At 63.3% G+C, this 21,931-nt stretch carries 10 protein-coding genes; 3 read left to right on the top strand and 7 right to left on the bottom strand.

Going from position 1 to position 21,931, the window contains the following annotated elements; translation table 11 throughout:
* Positions 1 to 33: 33 nt before the first annotated feature.
* From LIY36_RS10565 to LIY36_RS10555, 3 genes are all read right to left on the bottom strand, one after another.
* On the bottom strand, positions 34 to 5,979 hold the full coding sequence (locus LIY36_RS10565; RefSeq protein WP_226455637.1) for an NEL-type E3 ubiquitin ligase domain-containing protein: 5,946 nt from the start codon (positions 5,977 to 5,979) through the stop codon (positions 34 to 36).
* An 85-nt stretch (positions 5,980 to 6,064) separates the two neighbouring features.
* Positions 6,065 to 14,146, bottom strand: a complete 8,082-nt coding sequence (locus LIY36_RS10560; protein ID WP_226455636.1) for an NEL-type E3 ubiquitin ligase domain-containing protein — start codon at positions 14,144 to 14,146, stop codon at positions 6,065 to 6,067.
* Between the two features lie 85 nt (positions 14,147 to 14,231).
* Positions 14,232 to 15,170, bottom strand: coding sequence for a DnaJ C-terminal domain-containing protein (locus tag LIY36_RS10555; protein WP_226455635.1), 939 nt, complete (start codon positions 15,168 to 15,170; stop codon positions 14,232 to 14,234).
* A gap of 237 nt (positions 15,171 to 15,407) precedes the next feature.
* Between LIY36_RS10555 and LIY36_RS10550 the strand changes: the two genes are divergently transcribed.
* Positions 15,408 to 16,676 carry an Hsp70 family protein gene (locus LIY36_RS10550; protein ID WP_226455634.1) on the top strand — a complete coding sequence of 423 codons (1,269 nt, stop codon included), beginning with the start codon at positions 15,408 to 15,410 and terminating at the stop codon, positions 16,674 to 16,676.
* 141 nt (positions 16,677 to 16,817) lie between these two features.
* Here the strand turns inward: LIY36_RS10550 and LIY36_RS10545 are convergent, their stop codons facing one another.
* The 3 genes from LIY36_RS10545 to LIY36_RS10535 form a co-directional block, all read right to left on the bottom strand.
* Positions 16,818 to 17,831: an AI-2E family transporter gene (locus LIY36_RS10545; protein ID WP_192300227.1), complete on the bottom strand. Its 1,014-nt coding sequence runs from the start codon at positions 17,829 to 17,831 to the stop codon at positions 16,818 to 16,820.
* 195 nt (positions 17,832 to 18,026) lie between these two features.
* The gene (locus LIY36_RS10540; RefSeq protein ID WP_226455633.1) at positions 18,027 to 18,329 is read right to left on the bottom strand and encodes a PsiF family protein; all 303 of its coding nucleotides are present in this window, start codon (positions 18,327 to 18,329) and stop codon (positions 18,027 to 18,029) included.
* A 71-nt stretch (positions 18,330 to 18,400) separates the two neighbouring features.
* Positions 18,401 to 19,189, bottom strand: coding sequence for an AraC family transcriptional regulator (locus LIY36_RS10535; RefSeq protein ID WP_226455709.1), 789 nt, complete (start codon positions 19,187 to 19,189; stop codon positions 18,401 to 18,403).
* A 97-nt stretch (positions 19,190 to 19,286) separates the two neighbouring features.
* Here LIY36_RS10535 and LIY36_RS10530 point away from each other — a divergent pair, with 97 nt between their 5' ends.
* Positions 19,287 to 20,162 (top strand): DMT family transporter, encoded by an 876-nt coding sequence (locus LIY36_RS10530; RefSeq protein ID WP_226455632.1) that lies wholly within the window; start codon positions 19,287 to 19,289, stop codon positions 20,160 to 20,162.
* A 130-nt stretch (positions 20,163 to 20,292) separates the two neighbouring features.
* Here the strand turns inward: LIY36_RS10530 and LIY36_RS10525 are convergent, their stop codons facing one another.
* The gene (locus LIY36_RS10525) at positions 20,293 to 21,183 is read right to left on the bottom strand and encodes an esterase/lipase family protein (RefSeq protein ID WP_226455631.1); all 891 of its coding nucleotides are present in this window, start codon (positions 21,181 to 21,183) and stop codon (positions 20,293 to 20,295) included.
* A gap of 176 nt (positions 21,184 to 21,359) precedes the next feature.
* On the opposite strand from LIY36_RS10525, the gene LIY36_RS10520 reads away from it, so the two are divergent.
* On the top strand, positions 21,360 to 21,890 hold the full coding sequence (locus LIY36_RS10520; protein WP_192300231.1) for a ferritin-like domain-containing protein: 531 nt from the start codon (positions 21,360 to 21,362) through the stop codon (positions 21,888 to 21,890).
* Positions 21,891 to 21,931: the final 41 nt, after the last annotated feature.

Raw genomic sequence — 21,931 nt, 5'->3', positions numbered from 1 at the left:
GGCGCGCGGCGCTAACTATCTACCCGCCGCCGTTCAGTCCAGGGGGTGTTCAAGCAGTTCCTGACGCGTCAGGCTTTCGATCAGGGCCGACTCTTCCACTGCCAGTTGTGCCTGCAAATCCTTGGCTTGGGCTTCATAGGTCGCGCGGCTGAGCGAGCCCGCTTCAGCCTGGTCATGCAAGACCGCCAGGCGTTCGTGGTAGGGCTTGCTGAGGGTGTCGAACTGCGGGCGGTATTTACTGGTGATGAAATCCTGCCAAAACTCCCTGGCCATCAACGCCTGGAACTCCTGCGGCGACCCGTTGAGCCTGAGCACCTGGGCCTCGGCCGCGTCGAGCATGGCCGGGGTGACCCGGCCCAGTACGGTAAACCGCGTCTGGTCGGGCTGCCCCGGTAGGTCCAGGCGCTGCGGCCCCTTGAGCCCCACGCGGTAGGCCAGCCGGATTTCCACTTCTTCAAGCTGGGCGATGCGGTGCTGTTTTTGCGCCGTCGACAGGCTCGGGTCCTGGTTGATCGCCGCAGTGCGCGTGGCGATATCGTTCAAGGCGATGCTCTCGACCTGATCCAGGCGAAACAACCCGCGGGACAGTTTCATCAACGCCGGCCCCTGGGCCAGGTCAGTGGCCTGCGCTCGCGCCCGCTCCACCAGGGTCATGACTTCCACATTGCTGAACGACAACGCGGCGCGGTCGCAGCAGGCGGCGCGTCCGGCCCAGTCGAACATGCGCTCGCGCAAGGCTTCGGACTCGGCCGTGTGCTCGGTGACGCTATCGATCACCTCCCACACCCGTCGCTGCAACTCCGCGTGGCCGACCCCGGCCTCCTGCAGGTCGTTCAACATCTGGAAAAAGCCGTCCGAGCCCGCCTGCCCGCGCAATCCTCGCCACTGGGCTCTACGGGCAATCACCTGAGCAGCGTCGAGACCTTGGGTCCAACGCTGGAACGGGGCGGACACAAAGTCTGCATCAAGAAGAGCGCTGCGCCTGCCGGCCGTGCTCACCAAGGCATTGGGCCGCTGCGCAGTGAGCAGCCCGGCCTCACGCAACCGGCCGGCATACGCGTTGACTTGCTGCAGCGTGGCGTCGGACAGCGGGTTGTCCGCGAGGAGGGTCACGCCGCTGATCCGCGCACTGTGCGCCAGCTCTTCAGGGGGCGGGTTGATCAGTGCTGCCGGAATGTCGGTCAGTCGGTTGTCACTCAGGTCGATACGGTCCAGCAACGGTTGCTCCCACAGCCCCGTGGGCCAGGTGTCGAGCCCGGCACTGTGCAGGCTCAATGACCGCATATCGCCAATGTTGCTGAAGTCCGGCGACATGCCCAGCGGGTTATTGTCCAACAGCAGCGCACGCAGGGTCACGCGCCCGGCCAGGATCTGCCGGGTCTGCGGCGTCAGGCGAAGCCGGTTGTTTTGCAGGCTCAAGCGGGTCAAGCCTTGCATATGCTCCAGCGCGGGGGGCAGCTCGCGCAGTCGGTTGTTGGACAGGTTCAGCCAGCGCACACCGCGAAAGTTCATCAGGAAGCTCTCCGGGGAAGTCTCCAGCCCCATGTTGCTCAAGTTGAGCGAGCCCACATGGCTGAAATCCGCCTCCAGGCTCGGCAGGCTGGGCAGTGGCAGACCGCTGAGGTCGAGCGCGAAGCCGATGGGCGTGCCGTCACGTGCGTTTCGCGTCGGCGCGTCACGCAGCCAGCATTTGACAATCAGCTCCCGGGCAGTGAAGCGTGCATCGCGGGTCGGGACGTTGCGCTGCAAACGGTCGCCACGGATATAACGCTGATGCGCCCCCCCTCCAGAAAAAGCCCAGGCATTGAGCTGTTCGTAAAGTCGATCGAATTCCTGCACCTGGAGCGTCAAATGGGCCTCGGCGTCCTCCCCCAAGCTCCAAATCAGCTCCCTGGCACGCATGTACGTCATGTCGGGGTGCATGTGCAGCACTTGCCGGATCATTGGCGATTCGACGCTGAAGGCGTCGGTGATACTACTGGTGAGCAATTCGGGGTGCTGCCGGGAGAGGCGCAGCCAGTAGTCGTCCACTTGGCGAGCCACCTCGGGTGGAAACGGATTGCCCGCGATCAGGGTCACGCCGTTGATGCGCACCCTCTGCTGGAAATCCTCGGGGGCGGGCTCCAGGTTTTCCCTAGGGATTGCGCGCAGCCGATTGAACTGCAAATCGAAACGCTGCAGGTTGAGCTGATCGCGCACCCCGGCTGGCCACTGCTCGATCCCGGCGTATTTCAAGTCCACGTATTTGAGCTGGGGCATGCCGCTGAAGTCCGGCGCAATCCCCAGGTTGTTGTGGGACAGGTCCACGTACTCCAGGCGTTCCAGCGCCGCCAGGCGGGCCGCGCTGTGCGCCGTCAGTCGCAAGCCATTGTTCTGCATCGACAGGTAGGTCAGCTCGCGCATGGCACCGATGGCCTCGGGCAATTGCTGCACGCCACTGCGGTCGAGCGTGAGCACCTTGAGGCCAGTGAAGTTACTCAGAAAGGTGTCCGCCTCGGGCGACCAGCTCATCGCGCGTATGACCACCGTCTGAACATGCCCGAAGCCGGCGGTGAGCGCAGGTAAACCATGGGGTTGGGCCGGGGTCAGGCGCAATTCGCTGCCCGTCTCGCGCCGCCAGCAGCGTTTGATTTGCTGGGCGACATAGCGCGCATTGCTCTGCGAGAGCGGCGAGGCATGACGAGTGCTGTGGACCCAGGCTTTGAGGTGCTGCTTGAGGTCGGCGTACTCGGTTTCCAGCCGCGTCAACTCACCGCGTACGTTGGGGCCCAATGACTCGATAAAGCCTGTGATTTGCTCATCGCTGAACGTACGAAACAGCCGGCGCACACGCACTTGGGGTGTACGCAGGGCATTGGCGGTACTCGCCAGCAATTGCGGCAACCCGCGACCGCCACCGAGCAGGCGCATCGCCGGGTCATAGGCGGGTTTGACGATGGGGTGTTCCAGCAGCACCGTGCGCAATGGCGCCCGTGGCAACGGCGTTTGCGCGATGGCCGATTTGAGCTCGGCCACGTTATTCACGCCCAGGGCCTGGCGCTCGGCGCTGCTCAACAGGTGCCACAAGGCCGAGTGGAAGTCGCGCCCGCCCGGGCTGTCGAATTGGCCATCCGCAGTCAGGATCAGGCTGCGCCGGGCGCCCGCGTCCGGGGAGCCGATGGCATCGAGCAGCTCACCGTCGGCCGAAAACTGGCGCAGCTCGATTCGCGAACCGCGCTGCCAGCCCGGCAAGGTTTCCAGCGTGCGCAGGGCCAGGCGCTGGGTGTCGAGGCCCGCCGATTCATCGAGGAACAGCCCTTCATAGGCGCGGGCGACACGGGTTTCCTGCTCCGCCCAACGCGCCCGCTCATCCAGCGTCTCGGGCAGCCGGCCGCCATTGCCCAGGGCCTGGCGCTCGAGCGTGCTGGTGCAGTCGAGCAGTGACCGGGCAACCGGCACCGGCAGTTTCGGGTATTGGGTCAAGAGCTGCTGGACTGCCGGATCGGCGTCCGGGTACAGCGCCCGGTAGCGCTCCTCAAGCAGCGTGTGCTTGAGGTCCGCGGCCTGCTGCGCCAGGTATCGGCGCAGCAGGGTCGCACGCTGGTCGATGCTATCGGCGGCAGTGCCGGGGATGTCCTTGAGTTCGGGGTCTTGGTCTTGCAGGGTGCGCAGCACCTCGGTCAGCCCTGCGCCATTGGCATCCTGCACGTGATTGAGCACCACTTGCGTACGCGGGGTAGCGGCCGGTGCCGGATCGTCCCAGAGCACCTCGCCGGTACTGCCCAACACCCGCAGCGGCTGGTTGCCGAGCAAGCCACGGCGCAGCATCAGGTCCAGTTGCGCGGCCAGGTCGGCCTGCGCGTAGGTGGCCGGGTCGGCACTGCCCAACTGTTCGATGAAGGTAGTCAGCTCCTGGTGCAGGCGAAAGCGCTGGAGGGAGTCGGCCAGCAGCAGTGGCGTGGGTTGCTGATCGGCGTGCACGGTGCGCAGGGTATCGGTGTCTATGCCGCTGGCCAGTTGCGCCTGCTGGCGCGCCTCGCTATTGAGGGACTGCACATCATGGCCTAGGCGCCTGAGCACGGTTGTGGCGTCCCAGGTCAGCGGTTCTTCGGCCTCGTGGCTCCAGGCACCCTGCTGGTTGTGTTCCAGCAAGGGCTCGTAGGCGTGCGGCCGGGTGGGGTGTTGTACGCGGTAATCGCCGCTGTCGACATCCTGCCTGACGCGGTAAAAATCGCCATCCAGGGCCAGCACTTTTTGCCCCTGGTGCTCGAACAGGCCCAGGGCATCAGGCTGGGCGTCCGGTGCCAGTTCGAGGTCGACCTTGTAGGACGCCAGGTCCGGTTTCCATAAGCGCCGTTCACCGTTCGCTAAAGTGACCGGCTTGAGTTGCTCGGCCACACGCGACACCTGAATGCGCGGCAACACGTACGCGCCGGCGCCGATAAACCCCACGTTCAACGCCACGCTGGAAAAGTGCGCCCACATCGCGCGGATGTCGTCATTTTCAAAAGCCTCGATGCCTTCATACACCTCGTGGCACATCTGCACCGCTCCCACCGCCAGCATGATCGGCCCCAGGCCGGGCACCACGAAGGCGGCCAGGTTGAACACGCTGACCACCGCATCCAGATAGCTCTGTAACCGCTCCTTGCGCGCCTTGCTGTCTTCATCGCCGGTAGGCACGGCTACGGCGCGAGCGTCGGCGCGGATTTTCTCGACCATCGCCCGGCGCAATTGCGGCCACAGGTTGCCCCTGAGGGTGACGTCGCCCAACGGCAGCTGGGCGGGGTTCGACCGCAATGGGAAATCACCTTGCGCGTCCCTGTCCGTGGGCTGGTACAGCCGGTTGAACTTGCGAAAGAACTCACCTTGCTGGCGCACCGGAATAAAGCGGCTGAAGAATCGCCGGTAGGCGACGCTGTGCAGGCGCATCCTCAGGTCCGCCATGAACGCGGCGCTGTGCTCATACTCGCGTAACGGTTGTTGCGGATCGTTGGGCAGGTACACCACCAGGCGCTGGGGCGTGCCGGCGCCGGACCGGCTCGGCCCGATCAGCAGCGGGCCCACCAGCACAATACCGAATACCTTGAGCGCCTGGACGACCACCGGCCGGCCATCCAGGGTGATGGCCGGAGCATCGGCCAGCAGCTGTTTGAGCATGTCATAGACCGGCGCGCTGATGCCGGACGCCACTTGGGTACTGTTCGGTTTATGCGCATATTGCAGGTGCGCGATTTCGGTACTCACCGCCAGATGCTGGCGCTGGTGCTCTTCCAGTTGCCCCTCCAACGCCTCGCGCTCGCCGGGGTCGGCCGGTTGCAGGATGTCATTGATGTGTTGTTGGTAGCGCGTGCCCAGGTCGAGGTTACGGCAGAGCGTGGCGAACAGATGGGGGGCGATGGCGACGGCTTCGGCGCTGACCGTGGGATAGCGCACAATAATATCGCCGTCGTAGCTGCCCCATCGGGTGATGACCTGGCAATCGCTGCAACGCGGCGGCTTTTGCTCGGCGGGTTCGAAGTTGGCCAAGGCCGCTTCCAACAAGGAAATGCCACGGTATTCATGGTTCAGCGACGGGTCGTTGGTGCGGTCCAGCACCAGGAAGCCCCACAGGTCATCGCGATCCTTGAACGCATACTTGCGCGCGAAATAGACATTGCGCACATCCACATCAAGACCGAAGCGGCTCTTGATCGCGTCCTTGAGCGGCTGTTCGGCGAACTCGAAAATGTCGTTGAGGTTGCCCAGGCGGTTTTCCAGTTGGTTCAACGCCTGGCGAAAATGACGGTGTGCGCTCGACAACGCAGCGTGCTGCTGCGGCGTCGCCCGGCGATACCAGGACGGCAGATGCAGTTCGTAGTTGCCCAACTCGGCCTGGCGCGATGCCGGGGCCTGGGAAAACCAGGCCGGCACACGCTCCTTGAGCACGTCGTAATGAACGCCGCGCAGGTCGGCATTGAGGGTGCCGCCTTCGGCGGGCGGAGGTTGCAGGTCAGGCATGAGGGTCATCCATTAGGTGTGAAAAGACCCTCAGCCTACTGAGCCTGTGCGCCGAAAAAGCCTGACTATGTACCCCGTGCTCGCTTCACGGGAACAAGGCCTTGACCATGTTTTCGGTGTAGCGGTAATTCAGGCGCAGCTCGGCTCCCGCGGGGATATCTTGCGACGCCCACAGCGTATTGAGCAGCAGGTCCTTGGTCACCGTGCGGGCATTCGGCCCCATACCCAGCAGCATCTCGACCTCCACGGCAAAGGGTATGTTCTTGAGGTTGTACCCCTCGCTCGCCTGGCGCACCGGTTTGCCCTGGGCGTCATACTCAAACAGCGTATTGATCCTTGAGAGGATATTGTCCCCCGTCTGAACGATCGGCTTGGTGACGAGCGCACCGCCCTCAACCACCCGGCGACTGCCCACGGTCATGGCGAACGTGTGCCCCTCAGTACCCTCGACTCCCGCGGGCAGTACAGTACCGCCGTAGACCCCGACGATTTCGCCTTTGGCGATACGCCGGTTGGCCACCACCGTGATTTGCCCCACCAGTGCCTGCTCCCCCGGCGCCTTCATATCCGCCGGGGTGAACGTGCGCACTTGCAGTTGCTCGTCATACAGCCTGGCCACGTCCTCGTACCCGCCGAACCGGATGTAAGGCTTGATCTGATCGGAGCTGTACTTGACCCCGCCGATTTCGACGACCTTCTCCAGCTGGGTGATGCGCATCGCTCGGCCCTGGAAATCGCGCAGCGGGTATTTACCGTTGTTGACGCGGTTGTAGGTGCCCGGCAGATTGCGCGTGGTCGCGAAATGGTCAGCGCGGCGCATCGCAGCGCGTTCCTCGGCGGTGTAGGGGGCGGCCGGCATGGATTCCGAGGCCACCTCGAACTCATCGTCGGAGCGATCCGAGGCCGATGCAAATTCATCATCGGACGGCGTCGTCAGGCCCCCGCCGAGCGATCCCCGGCGGCGCCACACGCCGTTGATGTCGGGTTTGGCGAGAATCCCACTGCTGACCAGCGCTTGCGGATCATTCGGTGCCGCTACCCGCAACACATAGTGCAAGCCATCCCCGGCATCCGGCATGCTCGCCACGAAATAGGTCTTGCCGTTGAATGAGATCGCCCGGCCCTCCGCACGCGGCATGCGGTAACCGCTGCCACGGCTGGAGCCAGGCAGCGCTTCCATACCGGACGCACTCACCGGCGCAGACAACGCCGCCACCTCCTGGCGCGACAGCTCCAGCAGTTTCTGGTTGCGCTCAATCGCCCGCTCCACCTCCAACGCCTGCAGGGCTTGGGCGTAAGCCTCCGTGGAAATGTCCGGATGCTCATCCTCGATCTGGTTCTGCTTCTGCGCGGCGCGCTGCTGCAGCGCGCTAAGTTGATCGGGGTAGAGGTCTTCGAGGTAGCGCACCCAATAGTCGCGGGCAATCAGGTCGTCATAAAACGCCTCGGTCGTTTCCCGTCGCTCCACTTCACGCAAAGCCTGGGAGCGGGCTTCGCCATCGATGGGCGTACTGTAGCGCATATAGTGGGGCTGGCCGGGCAACGGCAGACCGTCGCGCCATCCATGGGTCAGGCCGATGCGGTAGCTCAGGCGCACCTCGGCGGGGTCGTGGCTGGTCCTTGCACGTTCATGCGCCAGGCGCTCCACCTGGTCCAGGCGGAACAACTGGCGTGACAGACGCAGCAGCGCCCGCCCGCGGTGCTCCAGGCCCGGCGGCACATCGCGCAAGGCGTTGTACTCGAAGACTTTCACCTCCAGCTCGCTGAAGGCCAGCGTGCGCCCGTCCGCACAGGTGCCGTGGGTACGCGACATGCTGAACAAGGTTTCACGCAGTTCGGTATCGCGCTCGGCGGCTTCCAGCACACTCCACACACGACGCGTGAGGTCGGCGCGAAACAGGCGGAATTCCTGGGTGTCCTGCAGGGTCTGGAGCAGGTGGAAGAAGTGCACGTTATCCGGCTCGTTGGCCAGCCGCTGCCACAACGCGCGATAGTCGGCGACGTCCGTGGTGGGGACGGGGGCCAGCCAGGGCGCCAGTTGTCCGGGAATCGCCTCGACGGTCTCTGGCTCGATCACTTCATCAGGCGCGATTGGCTGTTCGATATCCGACCCATCATCGTCACTGTGCTCGCCCATTTCATCCCGGGCATAGCCCAGCGCAGTGTCACGGCCCCGGCGCTCGGCGTATGCCCTGAGTCGCTCCAGACTCTCGCGGGACAAGTCGGGGTTCATGCTGAGGTCGGTGCCCTCCATCAAGGTGTCATGTTGGCCGTCCAGGGCCTGGGCCGGGATCGAGGTGATCTCGTTACCGCTCAGGTCCAGGGTGAGCAGGCGCGGCGCCTGCAACACTCCGGCGGGCCAGGCCTGCAGCAGGTTATGGCTGAGGTCGAGGGCCTCCAGGTTATCCAATTGCTCGACGCTGAAGGCTGGCAGGTTGTTGTAGCCCAGGTCCAACGAGCGCAGGTGCGCCAATTGTCGCAGTGTGGGGTACAACGGTTCGGGGTCGGTCAGGTCCAGGGTCGCCAGGTCGAGTTGCTCCAGGCGCGGCATGCCCGACACGGCCCGGGGTAGCTCGGGCAGGTACTGGCCGTTAAGCGTGAGCCTGCGCAGCTCGGTAAACGCCTGTAGAAAATCGTTGGAGCCTTGGGCGGTGATGCGCACGCCCGTCAGGTCCAAGTGCTGCACATGGGAGAAATCACCCGGCAACCCTGGCAGGTCACCCAGTTGCAGGCCGCTGAAATCCAGGCTGGCGAATGGTCGCACGTACCCACCAGGCACGCCTTGGCGCCAGCATTCGACGATCCGCGTCGCCGCCAAGGCGCGCCCCTGTGAGGAGATCTGCCAGCCTTCGCCCGACGTTTGGCGTACAAATACCCAGCCGTTGAGCTCGACGGTCAGCGCGTCGAGCGTCTGGTTCCATTGGCGCAGCCTTGCCTCCATCACGGCCTGCGACAGCCCCTGGCGCTCCAGCTGTTCGAGACCTTGGCGCAGTTGATCCGCCGAGAAGTCCGGGCATAGCCGTTGCAGACTTTGTGTGCGCCACAGCGGGCCTTCGCCGTCCGGTAGCGCCGGGGCCAAGGGCAGCAGGTGGCGGGCAACCGACGTAGCGGTTTCCTGTGGCGCAAACTCGGTAGACGACTCTGCTTGCGCGGCAAATCGCGCCAACGCCCCCTCGGGCAGGCCACGGTTGCGTTCGACGCGCTGCAGGGCTTGGGTCAGCGCAGTCTGCGCGGTTTCATCCAACGGCGCCCCCAGCAGGTTGAGGCTGAGCACCAGCTCGTCCCGAGCCAGCGCCGCCGGGGCCAGCGAGGTCACTGCAGAATCGCGCAGGTCCAGCCAGCTCAACTGGGCAAGCTGCTCGACCCCCGTGGGCAAGGCTTGCAGGGCGCTGCCACCGAGGTTCAATGCTTGAAGCCGATCCATGGCGCTGACATCCAGACGGGTCAACGGGTTCTTGCCCAGGTCCAGGGTTTCCAGCAGCGACTGGTCAGCGGCGGCCAGCGGCAGTTCGCCCAAGGCGCAGTCGCTCAGGTCGAGGTTGCGCAGTTGGCCGAACCCACGAATAAATCCACGCAACGACTCTAGGGGCGCGCGCAACCCACGCAGGTTCAGGGTTTGTACATGGCTGAAGCCTTGTGCAGGTAACGGCGGCATCTCCAGCACCGACAACGCGGGCAGTTCGAGGGTTGTGGCGTAGTGCGGCGCGTTGTAGCGCTGTAGCAAGCCGTCGTACCAGGCATTGTCGATGGCTTGCGCCGCCCGCATGCGCATCAGGTGATCCGCCGAGTAGGTCTGCGGGCCTTGCCATGTGGCCAGGTCCGCGCTCAAGGCAGCCTGTTCCGCACTCAGCGCCTCGATGGCTTGGAACCTGGACCGAGCACCTGTCCACCGGACCAGAAACGCTTCCTGCAGTGCCGCTGAACGTGCCAGCGAGCGTGAAAAGTCGACCATCATGTTGTTCTGTGTGCCAAGCCGAGTCAGTTCAGCCTGACAGTACTCTCGCACCATTTCTTCCTGGTCGACCCAGTGCTCGGCCTGCGCCTGCACGTACTCATAGGCAGCACGGAATTGTTCGGGATCAAGCCGTGACCAATCCAGCGACAAACCGCGCCACAGACGCTCATGCCCAGGCGTGAGCAGCTCGGGCGGCAAGCTGCGCACCGACATACGCTTGAAGTCCACTCGCTCAAGATGGGGCAGCCTCAGCAGTTCTGCAGGAAGCTCGGACAGGAAGCCCCCTGACACCCGCAGATAGCGCAATTGGGTAAAGCCGCTGAAGTCCATCTCCTGGTTGAGTTCCATCACATTCTGCAGCGTCAGCGAGCGCAGTTGGGTCAACCGCTGCAGCTTGGCGACCTGGGTATCGACGAAGGCCGGCGTCGATATATCCCGGGTGATTTTCAGCTCCGTGAGCGCCGACAGGTTCAGCAGCGCATCGGGCACTCTGCGCAGGTCCGAGCTAGTCATCCTGATCTCAAGGTTCTGCACGTTGGAGAACGTCGCCAACAACGGCTCCACGGTAGCGTCCGTTAACCCTGCACCGCCCACCACCAAGTGTCGCACGTGGGAAAAATCAGCTTCCAGCGGCGGCAATGGTTCATTGAAAAACAGCTCCAGCCGGGCGAACTGTGGATCCTCCGCCAACGGTGCTCGCTGCCAACTGCCTTTGATCGCATCGGCCACCCCGCCTCGTCCCAATACCCAGAGATTCCTGCCAGCGAGCGATGGCTGCTGTGCGCCGGTCCATTGGTCCAATGTCGACTCCAGGGCCTGCCATTCGCGCTGGCGATTGTTGAGCAGGTGGACGATGTCCCGCTCCGATTTTCCACTGAGCATTTGCCGGAGGATAAACCCGTTGGCCTGATCATTTGTCAATCGCGTGTACACCGCCTGCACCCTCGTCGTCAGGTCCGGCGACGCCCCTGCGCCCCGTCCACTGGCCGGGTACCCCACCAGTTTGTCAGCGATGCGCTGCGGTGGCCGGAACCAGGGCTGTTGGTGAAGACGCCCGGTGACGATCCGGGCGGACGCCAGACGGTGCTCTAGCGCGTGATCGCGGATCAGGCGCTGCAACCTTGCGTGCTCGCCCACATGGGCAACGCCGAGGGATTGGCGCGCTTCATCCGGCAAGGCATGCATGAGCGACGGGAAGAAATTGTCACCGTACGCCGGCACGCTGTTGAGGGCCTCGCCCCTTTCATCAAACGCCTGGTAGGTGGGCCCGCGCTTGACCAGGTATTTGCGCTGGGTGGCCGCCTCGCTGCCGATCCCGTCGAGCAAGGTCCCGGCCATGTTGCCCTCACGCACCTCCAGGCGCAGGGTCGACGGCCAGCCGGGCAGGTCGGCCAGGGTTTGCAACGCCAAGTGACGGCTGTCGGCCGAGGCCATGTTCTCTCCGGACAGACCGGCAAAGGCCCGTGCCAGTCGTCCCTGCTGGGCGTACCAACGGCCCTGCTGCAACAGGTGCAACGGCACTGTATTGCTGGCCTGCATGCGCGCGATTTCCTCTCCATCGGCCTGGGCCAGCACCGCTTGCGCCGCCGGCTCGCTGAGCCCGGGGCACTCGCGTTGCAGCCGGGTGACCCACGGCGCGTGCGGCTCGGTGCCGTTGTAGAGGCTGTCGAAGATCGCCGGTTTACGGGTGCGGGCAAAATCGGCCAACTGCTTGCGCAACTCCCGGGGCCTGGCATCCACCACGCGCGCTGGCTCACCGCCCAGCATGCCGGTGATTTCCGCTTCGTCCAGTTGGGCCAGGATGCGCTGGGGCAACTCGCCACTGAGCACATCGGCGCGGCTCACGCGGATCGCCGGTTTGCGCTGGCGCAGGCCAACCAGACGCTCAACCCCGTACTGGATCGAAGGCCCCGCCAACTCGGGGCCTTCGAACACTTGCAGCACCCGCCCCAATGGCCAGCGCGGCATTTGCGTGACCAGGGGCAGGCTGTAGAAATAACGGCCATTGATCGGCTGCGCGCCTTCCAACTGCTCGATCACCTCCTCGACGCCGCGGTCGGATTCGAACAAACGCAACGCATCGACCAACGCGGGCGGCGGCAGGGCATTGTCCAGGTGCATTTTGCGCAGGGCAGCCTCATCGACACCGCTGATGTCGGCGGCCCTGAGCAGCGTTTCGTCGCTCAAGCCCTCGACCGCCGGGCCCATGCGCCGCAGCGACGTGAGACGATCCCAGTGTTGCGGACGCTCCAGGGCCAGGCGCCAGGCACCGGCGCCATTGTGGCTGAGCAGTGGCTGATAAGCCTCGGGATCGCTGGGGTGGCGGATACGCCAGCGCTGCTGCGTTTCGTCCCACGCCTGTTCGTAGACCTTGCCGTCGAGACGGATGTAGGTCTTGCCATTCAGCCGGAATTGACCTTGCGCGTCAGCGTCGCCCGGCAGGCTGACGGCCTGTTCATAGCCCTTGAGGTCCGGTTTCCACAAGCGTTGTTCGCCACTGGGCAAGGTCACCGGTTCAAGGTTTTCGATCACCGGTTGCGCCTTGACCGACGCCAGTTTGGCCAAGCCTTTACCGACCCCCGCCGTGACGGCGAGGAAGGCAAGGTTTTGCGCCACGTCCAACAAATGCGCCTTGGCCGCCTGGCGGTCGCCTTCGCTCCATTCGATCGCGCCCGCGAAACTTTCGTACAGCAGTTGTGCGGCCATCACCACCATCATCAACTCGCCCAGCACCGGCACGAACATCGACACGGCGGTGAACAGCAGCATGCCGATGTTGAGCAGGCGCGCGAGTTTTTCCGAGCGCACCCTGGCATCTACGTCCGCCGTCGGCACGGCGTGGGCACGGGCGTCGGCAACCAGCTTGGCGCGATGCTGGTCGAACAGGTAATCCCACAGGTCCACGTTGTCAGCCCAGAGACCATGGCCTGCGCGTGGGATGTCCCGGGGAGCCAGGAACGGGTCGGGGTTCGCTTGCCTGGGCGGTGGCGAGCCAGGCGGCAGATGGCGCAACCCGGTAAAAATGGCAAACGGATTGACGCCCTTGGCAATCTCATTGAGCAACGGTGCATAGCTCGCCACTTTATGGCTGAACGACGGATCTGGCGCGGCTTTCGTCAGTTGCCTGAAGTAATCAGGCAGGTCGGCATACGCGACGAAACGGCTGAAAAAGCGTTGGTAGGGCGTCGGGCTGCCGTCATCCGGGGCCTTGGCATCGCGCTCGGTAAAGCGCTGCTTGAACGCGCGGTCCATGGTCGAGGCGCTGTAGCGTTTGAGCGGTGCGTAGGGGTCGTGGGGCACGTAGAGGATCCACTCGTCGGTGTACCTGTACTTGTCACTGATCACGAACAGCACGCAGCCGGTCATGCGGTGCTTCATCAGGCTCAGGTCGCGAAACCACACCGGTTTGCCGCCCAATCGTGGAAACCGCTCGCCGTCGGCGACCGCCAGCAGCATGCGGTAGTCGTCGGGTTCGATGTCCTTTTTCAGCAGCGCCATTTCTGCGGCCGCGCGCAGTGCTGCTTTCTGTGCGGTGGTGAACTTCTCGCGCAGTACAGTGCGGGTGACTGCGTCTTGGGAATAGAGGTAATCCTTGAGGTAGGCCTGGTACTGCGCACCGATGTCGAGGCTGCGGCACAGGCTGGTGAATTGCTTCACGCTAATGCCTGTTGTGATGGCCTTGAACGTGCTGGCGGTGTCCTGCTCAAGAAACCCGGAGGACTCATGAAAAGCGCCGCTTTCGCACTCCGCGGCTTCGAAGTTGTGCAACGCGGCCTGCAACAACGGCAGTTTCAACACCTCATAGCTGGCAATATCGATGCCGAGAACACCCACTTCGACAGCCTGCCTGAGCTGCAAAAACGTCGTGTTGACGTCGAGGGTGACGTTGAATTTCTCCTTGAGGGCATGAACCAGCAGCGGCTCGGCAAAGCGGTCGATGCCTTGCAGGCCGGCCATGGCTTTATCCAGGCGCGTCTGGGTAGTGAATGCAGCGCGAGTTTGCGTGTGCAGGGCCTGGCGCTGCGCCGCCGTGGCGTGTCGGTACCAAAGGGGGGGCTGGGTGGGACTGTCCCTGAAGGCGGCCAGGCGTTCGGGTGTGGCATCGACCAGCCAATCGGGGATCGACCGTTCGATGAAGTCGCCGTGCAGGCTGCGGGAAATCGGCGGATGCGCCGGCGCCGTGGCCGGCGCGGCAGAGGTGAGATCGGGCATGGCTTAGCTCCTTGGATTGGGAGCGTCAGCACACCATGCCCGACGGAGCAGCCCGCGCTAGATAGTTAGCGCGGCGCTCGATGCCTCAGAAATTCTCGCGAGGGTTGAACGCGGCTTTTTTAGCCAGTTCCTGCCACAGGGAGACTGTCTCGTCGTCGGCCGTCTTAGGCATCACGGCCTTGAGCTGGATAAACAGATAACCGCGTTGCCCGCTCTTGTTCAGCAACCCATGGCCCTTGGCACGCATGCGCTGGCCGTTCTGGCTGCCGGCAGGCACCTTGAGGTTGATCTTGCCGGTGAGGGTCGGCACCGCAACTTCCGCACCCAACGCCAACTCCCACGGCGCCAGCGGCAGGTTGATGATCAGGTTTTCGCCATCGACCTCAAACTTCGGATGCGGCGCGAACTTGATGATCAGGTACAGATCACCGTTGGCACCACCGCCAATGCCCGGGGCACCCTGGCCCTTGAGCCGAATGCGCTCACCGTCGGCGACGCCGGCGGGGATCTTCACGTTCAGGCTCTTGGTGGTGTTGCTCACATGACGGCCCGAGGCGTCGTATTGCGGCACCTGGAAGCTGATTTGCTTGGACTCGGTAGAGAGTGTCTCTTCCAGGAACACCGACAGCTGCATCTCCACGTCCTGGCCCTTGCGCCCGGCAGGACGGCGCTGACCGCCGCCGAAACCGTCGCCGCGCGAACCGAAGATCGAGCTGAAGAAGTCCGAGAAGTCCTCGCCGCCGCCACCGCCGCCAAAGCCGCCACGGCTCTGCCAGCCCGGTGGCCCCTGGAACGGTTGGCCATGCTGGCCGTATTTGCGCAGCTCGTCGTATTCGGCGCGCTTGTCGGCGCTCTTGAGCGCTTCGTAGGCTTCGGACGCGTCCTTGAACTTGGCTTCGGCGTCTTTTTCCTTGCTTACGTCGGGGTGATATTTACGCGCGAGCTTGCGGTAGGCCGCCTTGATTTCCTTGTCGTCGGCCGTCGGCTCTACGCCCAATATCTTGTAGTAGTCTTTGAAATCCATCGGCGGTTCACCATCCTTAATCGAGATCGCACAGCCCGGGGCACAACGTGCGCAGCTTTGCACCTGTTGAGTCTTGTGGCCAGGGGGTGCGTCAAAGTGTTATCGGCATTCACCGTATGCAGCAGATGTGGGGGCGAATCCCGCACTTTCAAGGCGTATTTACAGATAGCCGGCCTACGCATCCGCCGCCGACTGGCATACACTGCGCGGCCGTTTTTCGACCGGAACCCGATAGACATGAACAACCCATCCCCAGCCCGTGCCTGCGGCATCGACTTTGGCACGTCCAACTCCACCGTCGGCTGGATCCGCCCCGGCGAGGAGACGCTTATTGCGCTGGAGGACGACAAGATCACCCTGCCGTCGGTGGTGTTCTTCAACTTCGAGGAACGCCGCCCGGTGTACGGTCGCCTGGCGCTGCACGAGTACCTGGAAAACTACGAAGGCCGCCTGATGCGCTCGCTCAAGAGCCTGTTGGGGTCCAAGCTGATCAAGCACGACACCAGCGTGCTCGGCACCGCGATGCCGTTCACCGACCTGCTGGCGCTGTTTATCGGCCAGCTCAAGAGCCGCGCCGAAGCCAACGCGGGCCGTGAGTTTGAAGAAGTGGTGCTGGGCCGCCCGGTATTTTTCGTCGATGACGACCCGATGGCCGACCAGGAAGCCGAGAACACCCTGGTGGACGTGGCGCGCAAGATCGGCTTCAAGGACATTTCGTTCCAGTACGAGCCCATCGCGGCCGCGTTCGACTACGAGTCCACCATCCAGAAGGAAGAGCTGGTACTGATCGTCGATATCGGCGGTGGTACGTCTGACTTTTCCCTCGTGCGCCTGTCGCCGGACCGCCGCCACAACGACAACCGCCAGAGCGACATCCTCGCCACCGGCGGCGTGCACATCGGCGGGACCGACTTCGACAAACAGCTCTCGCTGAACGGCATGATGCCGCTGTTCGGCTACGGCAGCCGCATGAAGAGCGGCGCCTACATGCCCACCAGCCACCACATGAACCTGGCGACCTGGCACACCATCAACTCGGTGTACTCGCAAAAGTCCCAGTTGGCCCTGGGCAGCATGCGCTACGACATCGAAGACACCGGCGGCATCGACCGCCTGTTCAAGTTGATCGAACAGCGCGCCGGGCACTGGTTGGCCATGGAAGTGGAAGAAACCAAGATCCAACTGACCCACGAAGACAGCCGCCACGTCGCGCTGGACCGCATCGAACCAGGCCTGAGCGTAGACCTGAGCCGCGCACTGTTCGAGTCGTCCATCGATACCTTGCTGGAGCGTGTGCGCGGTAGCGTGACGCAGTTGCTCAACGACGCTTCGGTGAGCGTGGCGCAGGTGGACACGGTGTTCTTTACCGGCGGTTCCAGCGGGATTCCGGCACTGCGCCACAGCATCTCGGCGATGTTGCCGAAGGCGCGGCATGTGGAAGGCAATATCTTTGGCAGTATCGGCAGTGGTCTGGCGATTGAGGCGAGCAAGCGGTACGGCTACTGAGTTTTAGCTGAAAGACTGCGGCGCGCCCTTCGCGAGCAAGCCCGCTCCCACATTTACGGTGTTTACACATTTAGACTTGTGAACACAGTCAGCGTGGGAGCGGGCTTGCTCGCGAAGAGGCCAGCCCAGGCAACACAATCCTTAAACCATCCCCCCAAGCTTCAGCTCACTTTTGAGATACGCATAATAAATCGGCCCCGCCACCACACCGGGCAAGCCGAACGCCGCCTCGAACACCAGCATCGCCAGCAACAACTCCCACGACTTGGCACTGATCTGCCCGCCGACGATCCGCGCGTTGAGGAAGTACTCGACCTTGTGGATCACGATCAAATAGCCCAGCGCCGCCACCGCCACCCAGATCGACAGCGACAGCGCGACGATGGTGATCAGCGTGTTGGACATCAGGTTGCCGATCACCGGCAGCAGGCCCAGCAGGAAAGTCAGCACGATCAGGGTTTTGGTCAGCGGCAGGTGAATCCCGCACAACGGCAGCACCACGGCGAGGAAGACCGCCGTGAAGGCGGTGTTGAGCGCAGCGATCTTGATCTGGGCGAAGACGATGTTGCGAAAGGCCTGGACCAACAGGTGCAGGCGGTCGAACAGCGCGGCGGCCAGGGGTTTGCGTTTGGTCAGGTCGGGCACGCGCTGTAGGGCGATGATCGCGCCGAGCACCATGCCGATCAGCAGGGTGACGAACATGTGGGCGGCGTCTTTGCCGACCAACTGCAGTTCGCTCAGGTGCTTGCTCATCCAGTCGCCGATGGCCACGCGGAATTCGGCGGCACTGGCGGGCAGGTAGGCGTCGATAAACGGCGGCAATTGGCCGCGTGCGCGATCAACCACGCCCATGAATTTGTCGAGGGAAGCCCCGGGGTTTTCCGCTTCGTGGAGCAGGAAGCTGATGGCACCGGCAAAAATCAGGGTCAGCACGCTGACGATCAAAGTGCCGAGCAAGGCCACCGCCAACCAGCGCGCACGCCGGCCTTCGATCAGCCGTTGCAGTTGGGGGGTGAGCATGTTGACCAGTTCATACACCAACAGGCCAGCCAACAGGCTGGGCAGCAGCTTGAGCGGCAGCACCAGCAGCAAACCGCCGAAAATGATGATGTAGCTGGCCAGCAACAACACAGGACGCTGAGAAAACGTTGGCATACAGCCTCAAAACAAACGGCGTTAAAGGATGGGCAGTCTGCCAGCCTTGAGGGAATCAAGCGAGAGCTCTGAAAATCGTGAACACCGTCAATGTGGGAGCGGGCTTGCTCGCGAAAGCGGTGTATCAGTCGCCAGATTTGTTGACTGACCCACCGCTTTCGCGAGCAAGCCCGCTCCCACAGGGTATGTGCGCTGTCAGTTGCCTTTGAGGCAAGTGCTCATAAAGGTCTTGCGCGCATCGCCAGTCAGCGCCTTGGTCTTCGCCGAGGCATTGCAGTCTTTCATCTTCTGCTGCTGCGGCGTCAGGGTCTTGGCGTCATTGGCCGCCGGGGCCGACAGGCAGGTTTTCATGAACGCCTTGCGTTCGTCACCCTTGAGGGTCTTGGTGGTGGCTTCGGCGTTGCACGTGGTCATCTTGTTTTGCTGGGCGGTGGCGGCAAAGCCCTGGGAACACAGCAGCAGGCCCATCATCAACAACGGAATTCGCAGCATCTTCATGGAGTTTTCTCCCTGTTACCGTACCGAGGGGCACGGCCTACCCTGCAGTGTAGTCAAACCCTGTTACATCTTCACCCACCACGAATCGTGGTCCGCCGGTACTGCTCCGGGGTGCAACCGGCGTGGCGTTGGAACATCGCAATAAAGGCCGAGGCAGTGCTGTAGCCCAGGTCGAAGGCCACGTGTTGCACGCTGTGTTCGCTGTTTAGCGCCTCGATAGCCGCAAGGTAGCGCAGACGCTGGCGCCATTCGCCAAAGCTCATGCCCAACTCGCGCACGAACTGGCGCGCCAGGGTGCGTTCGCTGACGTGCACGTGCGCCGCCCAGTGGGCCAGCGGGCGGTTGTCGCCGGGGTCGGCCTGCATGCCTTCGAGCACACCGAGCAGGCCGGGGTGGCGGGCGTAGGGCAAGAAACAATTGTGGATCGGCGCCTGCTTGAGTTGGTCCACCAGCACCTGGGCCAGGCGGATGTCGGCTTCGCTCTGCGGGATGTTCACGTCGCGCCGGGCGAAGTCGCTGAGTATTGCCTTGAGGATGTCGCTGATCGCCAGGGTGCAGGGTTGCTGCGGCAGTTGCGCGCAGAGCGCCGGAGCCAGCCCCACCGAGTGGTAGACAATCGCCTCGGCGTTATAAGAACTGTGCTCGGTGTGCGGCGGCACCCACACCGCGTACTGCGGTGGCGACATAAAGCGATTGCCGGCCACTTCCATACGCATCACGCCGCTGGCGGAGTAATCCAGCGAACCCCAGCCGTGCCGGTGCGGGGTGCATTCGGTGTCGGGGGCAAAATCCGAATAGCGGAAGTACACCGGGCTCGGCAGTTGGGGGAAATCCGGGAGGCGTACGTTGTGCTTGGCCATGTTGTCTGGATACATCAGTCATTTGTCCGGATCGCAGTATAGGCTGCGATCCAGACAAGGGATAATCGCCCCTCATCAACACACCTGGTTTCTTTCAATGCAATACGCGTATCCCCTGCTGGCCATCTTCATTTGGGCCGGCAACACCGTGGTCAACAAGTTGGCCGTGGGTTCGATCTTCCCCTCGGAGATCGGCTTTTACCGCTGGCTGCTGGCGGCGCTGCTGTTTACCCCGTTCATGCTCAAACCGGTGCTCGCCCACTGGGCGCAGATCCGCCCGAACCTGGGCAAGATCGGCATCCTTGGCGTGCTGGGCATGGCGGTGTACCAAAGCCTGGCGTACTACGCCGCGTCGCTGACCACGGCGACCAACATGGGCATCATCCTGTCGCTGATGCCACTGATGGCGCTCACCGCGGCAATCATCAGCCTCGGCCAGCGCCTGACCTACGGCGCGCTCACGGGGGCCGTGCTGTCGTTTGCCGGGGTGGTCGTGGTGGTGTCGTCCGGCAGTCTTGGTGCGTTGCTGCAGCATGGGGTCAACCTGGGCGATGCGATGATGCTGGTCGCCACCCTGGCCTACGCGGTCTACAGCACCTTGCTGAAAAAATGGCAACTGCGCCTGCCGCCACTGGTGTTGCTGTACTTGCAGGTGCTGGTGGCGGTGGTGGTGCTGTTTCCACTGTTCGTGTTCTCGGAAAAGGCCGGGCTGGGCTGGGCGAATATTCCGCTGGTGTTGTACGCCTGCCTACTGGCTTCGATGCTGGCGCCGCTGGCGTGGATGCACTCGGTGAAGACCCTGGGACCAAGCCGAACCACGCTGTTTTTCAATTTGCTGCCGTTGATCACGGCGCTGATTGCGGCGGTGGTGCTAAAGGAAGAGCTGGCGCTGTATCACTTGGTGGGGGGCGTGCTGACACTGGGCGGGGTGATTTTGTCGGAGCGCTGGACCACGCCGGTCAGAGCGGCCTGAACGCGATCAAAATGTGGGAGCGGGCTTGTGTGGGAGCGGGCTTGCTCGCGAATACGGTGTAACAGTCGCCAGATTTGCTGCCGACCCGCCGCTTTCGCGAGCAAGCCCACAATTGGACCGAGTCAACTGTTTAGACCCCGGCGGCCTTGAGCCTTTGGGCATGTTCGGTAAACAACCGGATCGGCTCGGCCCCCTTGCCCACCAGGCCGAGGGACTGGTTGACGATGTCAAAGTGGTCCAACGGAAAGTCATCACCGATCACCAGCCCCAAGTGTGAACTGTAGCGCCCGACCATGCCGTCGCACTGGCCCTTCTCACGAACAAAGCTGCGGGCGAACAGGCGACAGCTGCGGTTCGTGCCATCGAACAGGTTGCGGCCGCGGTCGGTGATGCCCGGCTGCAAGGTGCCGGACCACGAGTAATAACGCACCCCGTTGACCACCTCATCGCCGTGCCCGCCCCAGGTCTCGGGCAATCCTTGCGGGTACTGACGATTGAACAGCGCCACCCCGGCGCTGGTCAGGGAATGGTGGGAGGCCTGTAAATCCGCCTTGAAGCGCGGCCCGCGATAGCCGGTTTCCAGCGCACCCATTACCCACGCCGCCAGATGAAACAGGGCGCTGATGATCCGCCCTTTCACGCCGTCAATGGGGTAATGAACCTGGATATGGTCGGCCAGTTCCGAGCCATGGTTCGGCCCGGCCACCGAGGTCACCGAGGCCACCCATTCCGGACGCTGGGCCGCGGCATAACGGGCGGTCAACGAACCCTGGCTATGACCGATCAGGTTGACCTTGTCGGCGCCGGTCTCCCGGCGAATACGCTCGATCTGCACCAGCAACTGCTCGCCGCGCACCTCGCTGGAGTCCAGCGGCGCCACTTGCACCGCAAACACCTGCGCGCCACCCGCGCGCAATGCCGGGACGATACCGTACCAGTACGGGAACCACCCCAAACGCACAAACCCAAGCATGCCGGGCACCAGGACCAGGGGGTAACGCGTGGCTAACGACTGCGGCATGGTGCGAACGTCCTCGAACCTGATCACTTGAGCGCCAGCCTAACCCAGCCTCAAGTCGCGCTGATGACGCCCGGGGTAAATCCGATAAAACTTTTTGCTTGGTCCGGGACTCACAACTTCGAGCGATCACGCCGACAGAGCGTGGCGCAAAACCGGATTAGCACCAGGAGATTGAGATGACTGAAGCACACCTGACAGACGTTGCAACCCTGCGCAGCCGCGCGCGCCAAAACGTCGAAAATGGCGCCGTGACCGAAGGGTATGACGCCGACCGCGAAGAAATCATCCGCCTGCTCAACGCGTCGCTGGCCACGGAGCTGGTCTGCGTGCTGCGCTACAAGCGTCATTACTTCATGGCCAGCGGCCTCAAGGCCTCCGTCGCCGCCGATGAGTTCCTCGAACACGCCACCCAGGAAGCCGAACACGCCGACAAACTCGCCGAGCGCATCGTGCAGTTGGGCGGTGAGCCGGAGTTCAACCCGGACCTGCTGTCGAAGAACTCCCACGCGCAGTACGTGGCCGGCAAGGACCTGAAGGAAATGGTCTACGAAGATCTGGTAGCAGAACGGATTGCGGTGGACAGCTACCGCGAGATCATCCAGTACATCGGTGATAAAGACCCGACCACACGCCGGATCTTCGAAGACATCCTGGCCCAGGAAGAAGAACACGCCGATGACATGGCGGATATTCTGCAAGGTCTCTAACAGGCAACACCTAACAGTGTGGGAGCGGGCTTGCTCGCGAA

Origin of the sequence: Pseudomonas sp. AF03-9 (assembly GCF_020515815.1) — a bacterium.
GTDB lineage: Bacteria > Pseudomonadota > Gammaproteobacteria > Pseudomonadales > Pseudomonadaceae > Aquipseudomonas.
Note: the sequence above shows the minus strand (reverse complement) of the source record. Positions and strands in the feature narration are given on the sequence as shown.